At 59.6% G+C, this 4,991-nt stretch carries 4 protein-coding genes; 1 reads left to right on the top strand and 3 read right to left on the bottom strand.

Going from position 1 to position 4,991, the window contains the following annotated elements; genetic code table 11:
• Positions 1-104: 104 nt before the first annotated feature.
• Together ACRESJ_RS13875 and cysZ are read right to left on the bottom strand one after the other, a co-directional pair.
• Positions 105-1,307 (bottom strand): glycosyltransferase family 4 protein, encoded by a 1,203-nt coding sequence (locus ACRESJ_RS13875; RefSeq protein WP_431758398.1) that lies wholly within the window; start codon positions 1,305-1,307, stop codon positions 105-107.
• A gap of 40 nt (positions 1,308-1,347) precedes the next feature.
• A complete protein-coding gene (gene cysZ, locus ACRESJ_RS13870; protein WP_431758397.1) occupies positions 1,348-2,100 on the bottom strand; it encodes a sulfate transporter CysZ in 753 nt (250 codons plus the stop codon).
• A gap of 315 nt (positions 2,101-2,415) precedes the next feature.
• Here cysZ and trxB point away from each other — a divergent pair, with 315 nt between their 5' ends.
• Positions 2,416-3,372, top strand: a complete 957-nt coding sequence (trxB, locus tag ACRESJ_RS13865; RefSeq protein ID WP_431758396.1) for a thioredoxin-disulfide reductase — start codon at positions 2,416-2,418, stop codon at positions 3,370-3,372.
• 182 nt (positions 3,373-3,554) lie between these two features.
• On the opposite strand, the gene ACRESJ_RS13860 is transcribed toward trxB, so the two are convergent.
• Positions 3,555-4,805, bottom strand: a complete 1,251-nt coding sequence (locus tag ACRESJ_RS13860; protein WP_431758395.1) for a 2-aminoadipate transaminase — start codon at positions 4,803-4,805, stop codon at positions 3,555-3,557.
• Between the last annotated feature and the right edge of the window lie 186 nt (positions 4,806-4,991).

The following is a 4,991-nucleotide window of genomic DNA, read 5'->3' as shown; positions in this document are numbered from 1 at the left end:
GGCTGGCTCCCACATTAGACCGCATTGCCTCAAGTGGAACGCGGTTAACTGTGGGAGCCAGCCTGCTGGCGATGGGGCCTCTAAATCAGCAAAAAATCAGGGGGCTATCGGGGAGCTATCGGCGCATTCGGTACCACCAACTCTCCAGCACAAGCCCCCCGTAACTGCCCTTCAAACTGATCAATGATCGCCGCCCAACCCTGACGACTGGCATGCTGGCGCGCATTGAGCCGCACGCAACGCAAGGTTTCCCTTTCTTCCAGCATCCACATTGCCGCATCACAAAATGCTTCTTCATCCCCTGGCATCGCCAGCACACCGTTGTAGCCATGGCGGATATGTTGTGCCGCCGCAGCCTGGTCATAGGCCACCACACCCAGCCCGGAGGCCAATGCCTCAAGCACGACATTGCCGAAGGTTTCAGTCAGGCTTGGAAACAGGAACACATCTCCCGACGCATAGTGACAGGCCAGTGATTCGCCCCGCTGAGCGCCGCAGAAGACTGCTTCGGGCAGTTCCTTCTCAAGCTCCAGGCGTTGTGGCCCGTCGCCAATCACAATCAGCTTGAGGTTTCGTTGTGGATAAGCGGCTTTCAGCGAATCAAAACAACGCTTGAGCAAGCCAAGATTTTTCTCCGGTGCCAAACGCCCGACATGGATCACGGCAATGTCGTTGTCATCCAGCCCCCATCGCTCACGCAGTGCGTTCAAGCGTTTGGCCGGGTGAAACAGCTGACTGTCTACGCCTCGGGACAGCAACGCCAGACGCTCGAAATGCCGGCGTTCCAGCTCCATTCGCTGGCTCACGCTCGGTACGAGTGTCAGCGTCGATCGATTGTGGAACCAGCGCAGGTAGTGGGTCAGTAAACGCGTCAGCAGTCCAAGCCCATACTGATTGGAGTACTGCTGGAAATTGGTGTGAAAGCCGCTGACCACCGAAATCCCCAAGCGCCGTGCCGCGCGTAGTGCCGACAGCCCCAGAGGTCCTTCGGTGGCGATGTACAACACATCCGGGCGATGACGCTTCCACCGACGCAACAACTTGTGCATCGACGATTGGCCCCACTGCAAGCCGGGATAGCCCGGCAGCGGCCAGCCTCGGCACAGCAGCAATTCATCGTCGCTGCCTGCCGACTGATCGCAGATCTGGCGTGGCCGGACCAGCTCCACCTGATGCCCGCGCGCGCGTAACCCGTCGCACAAGCGACCAAGCGTATTGGCCACGCCATTGATTTCAGGTGGGAAGGTTTCAGTGATCAGGGTGATATGCAGAGCTGTCGTCATCGCCTCAGTTTCAACTGAGGCGATGTCGTCGTTGTGACGCCGGGATGATGGATTTGTGACAGGGTCAGCGTTGAACGACCAGATTCTCGGCGCCACGCTCGCGCACCCAGAACAGGGTCGCCCCGGCCACAGCGGCCGGCATCATGAGGATGTTGACCACAGGAATCATCAGCACCAGGTAAACACTCCCGCCAAAACCCATGCTCTGCCAGCGCTTCTGCCGCAGCCAGGCGAGCATTTCGTTCCAGCCCAGCTTGTGGTTGTCCGCCGGGTAGTCGATGTACTGGATCGCCATCATCCACACCCCGAACAGCAGCCATAGCGGGGCGGCGATGATATTGACCACGGGAATGAACGAGAGGATGAACAGGCCGATCGCCCTGGGCAGGAAGTAACCGAGCTTGCGCATTTCCCGGGCGAAGGTCCGCGGGATCATGGCGATCAACTCGCCCCAACTGAAGGCCGGGAAGTCGTCGGTGCCGCGCACCACCACTTCGACCTTTTCCGCGAGGAAGCCGTTGAACGGCGCGGCGATTACGTTGGCGAGCATGGTGAAGGTGAAAAACACCATCAACAGCACGAGCACGACGAACAATGGCCACAGGATGTAACTGAGGAAACCCAGCCACTCCGGCAGGGACGGCATCAGCGTATCGACCCATAGGCTGAACTGGTGGCCGGCCAGATAGATCAATCCGACGAACAGCACCAGGTTGATTGCCAGTGGCAACAACACGAATAAACGCAGGCTTGGACTCAAGACCAGTTTGAGGCCTTCGCGCAGGTATTGCGGGCCGGACAGTACAGGGGCGGGCATAACGTGCTCCGAGCAAAGGGAAAACGCGCCGACCTTACCGGCTTTGTTTCGCGTACGAAAGCGCGGTGGCGGTATCGACATTAACTGTAACAAAGGCGTCCGAATACACACCGTGTCGGGATAGAGACCACCTATGAGCTGGATTGTTAAACCGTATTTCCTTAATCTTCGCCCCCTCGATACGCTGCACCCAATTCTTTTACAGGACTGTCGAGTTCAAGCCTTCCCCAAGTGCTTTCAATGGTCCTTTTTTATTCCCGCCGGCAATCCGGCGTTCCGCGCCAGGTGTTCCGGGCCGGTCAACAGGAGCAGGTCATGTCTGAAGTTCGTCATTCGCGAGTGATTATTCTCGGTTCCGGCCCTGCCGGTTACAGCGCTGCGGTATACGCCGCCCGTGCCAACCTCAAGCCACTGCTGATCACCGGCATGCAGGCCGGCGGTCAACTGACCACCACCACCGAAGTCGACAACTGGCCGGGCGACGTCCACGGCCTGACCGGCCCGGCGCTGATGGAGCGGATGCGCGAGCATGCCGAGCGCTTTGAGACCGAGATCGTTTTCGATCACATCAACGCCGTGGACTTCGCTGCCAAGCCGTACACCCTGACTGGCGACAGCGCGACCTACACCTGCGACGCCTTGATCATCGCCACCGGCGCCAGCGCTCGTTACCTGGGCCTGCCATCGGAAGAAACCTTCATGGGCAAAGGTGTTTCGGCCTGTGCGACCTGCGACGGTTTCTTCTATCGCAACAAGCCAGTGGCTGTGGTTGGCGGCGGCAACACCGCTGTTGAAGAAGCCCTGTACCTGGCCAACATCGCCAGCAAGGTGACCTTGATCCACCGCCGCGAAACCTTCCGCGCCGAGAAGATCCTGATCGACAAGCTCAACGCCCGTGTTGCCGAAGGCAAGATCGAGCTCAAGCTGAACGCAACCCTGGACGAAGTACTGGGCGACAACATGGGCGTAACCGGTGCCCGCCTGAAGAACAACGACGGCAGCTTCGACGAAGTGACAGTCGATGGTGTGTTCATTGCCATCGGCCACACGCCGAACACTTCGCTGTTCGAAGGCCAGCTGACCCTCAAGGACGGCTACCTGGTTGTGCAAGGCGGCCGTGACGGCAACGCCACTGCTACCAACCTCGAAGGCATCTTCGCTGCCGGTGACGTGGCTGACCACGTTTACCGTCAGGCCATTACTTCCGCCGGCGCTGGCTGCATGGCGGCACTGGATGCCGAGCGTTACCTCGACGGTCTGCAGAACGCCTGATTCTGCTTTCGTTGAAATAAAAAAACCGGCTTCGGCCGGTTTTTTGTGCTCGGAAAACACCCAGCCCCTGTAGGAGCGAGCGTGCTCCCGAAGGTCCCCACCGATACCCCTGCATGCCGGACACCCCCCGCCGCGCTCCGGTTCTTCGCGAGCAAGCTCGCTCCTACAGTGAGGGGTATGGATCAGACCAGTTTCTTCAGGCACGCCTCAAGGATATCCAATCCTTCCTCCAGCACCGCCGCCTCGGTGGTCAATGGTGCCAGCAAGCGAATGATGTGCCGCGACTTGCCGCTGGGCATCAGCAACAGACCCGCATCCCGCGTCAGGGCCAGCAATTGCGTCAACTGCGCTGGCGCCGGTGTGCCGTCGGCGTTGGCCAATTCAATGCCGCGCATCGCGCCAATGCCGGTCAGGCGCCCGAGGTAGGGTGACAGGTTGCGATCACGCCAGGATTGGTAGCGACTGAGAATCGCCTCTTCCTGCTGGGAGCCCCAGGATTGCAGGTTTGCATCGGTCATCTCGTCCAGGGTCGCCAGCGCCGCTGCGCAAGCGATGGGATTACCGGAATAGGTGCCACCGAGTCCACCCTTGGGCAAATTGTCGAGCAGCACTTTGCGTCCGACCACCGCACCCAACGGCACGCCGCCGGCGATGCTTTTGCCGAGCAGGATCAGGTCCGGTTCGATCCCCAGTCGCGAGAACGCAAAGCGCTGGCCGGTGCGACCGAAACCCGACTGGATTTCATCAGCGATCAACAGGATGCTCTTTTCATCACAGAAACGACGCAGGCACTGCGCGAATTTCACATCCATGGCCAGGAAACCCGCTTCGCCCTGTACCGGTTCGACGATAAAGCAGGCCACGTCCTCGACATCGATTTCGACGCTGAACAAGCGCTCCATGGCCTTGAGGGCATCAGCGCAGGTCACGCCGTTGTCCTGGCTGGGAAACGGCAGGTGATACACCGGGCCTGGCAATACGCCGACTTTCTGTTTGTAGGGTGCGACTTTGCCATTGAGGTTGAGGGTGGCCAGGGTACGGCCATGGAAGGCGCCATCAAAGGCAATCACCGCCGTACGACCGGTCGCGCCTCGTACGATTTTCAGCGCATTCTCGGCGGCCTCGGCGCCGCTGTTGGTGAGCATGCCGCTGACCGGGTAATCCACCGGGATGAATGCGCTGAGGCGGTCCATCAAATCGATGTAAGGCGTATGTGGGGCGGCGTTGAACGCGTAGTGGGTGAGCCGGGTCGCTTGTTCGCGAATTGCCTCGACGATACGTGGGTGGCAATGGCCAAGATTCAGCACGCCGATGCCGCCGACAAAGTCGATATAGCGTTTGCCATCGGTGTCCCACACCTCGGCATTCTTGCCGTGGCTGAGCGTGACGGGGTGAACGATGTTGATCGACTGGCTGATGGTTTCGCTGCGCATGGATGACCGGCTCGCAAGAAGGAGGACTTCTTTTATCTAAGCCGTGAGCAGCGGTGGCGGGCAAACGAAATAAAGTGAGCGGGTCAATCTTAAAAATCGGGATGTGTTTCCAGCACCTGCATCTCACCCTGTGGGAGCGAGCCTGCTCGCGATGGTGGTCAACGATAACGTTGGCTACCTGAACCC

The organism is Pseudomonas sp., assembly GCF_050739655.1.
GTDB lineage: Bacteria > Pseudomonadota > Gammaproteobacteria > Pseudomonadales > Pseudomonadaceae > Aquipseudomonas.
The sequence above is the reverse complement of the archived record's forward strand: the minus strand, read 5'-3'. Positions and strand labels throughout refer to the sequence as shown.

Excerpts from the sequence above, each read along its gene's own strand:
- cysZ (WP_431758397.1), bottom strand. The coding sequence starts at position 2,100 with ATGCCCGCCCCTGTACTGTCCGGCCCGCAATACCTGCGCGAAGGCCTC.
- ACRESJ_RS13860 (WP_431758395.1), bottom strand. The coding sequence starts at position 4,805 with ATGCGCAGCGAAACCATCAGCCAGTCGATCAACATCGTTCACCCCGTC.
- trxB (WP_431758396.1), top strand. The coding sequence starts at position 2,416 with ATGTCTGAAGTTCGTCATTCGCGAGTGATTATTCTCGGTTCCGGCCCT.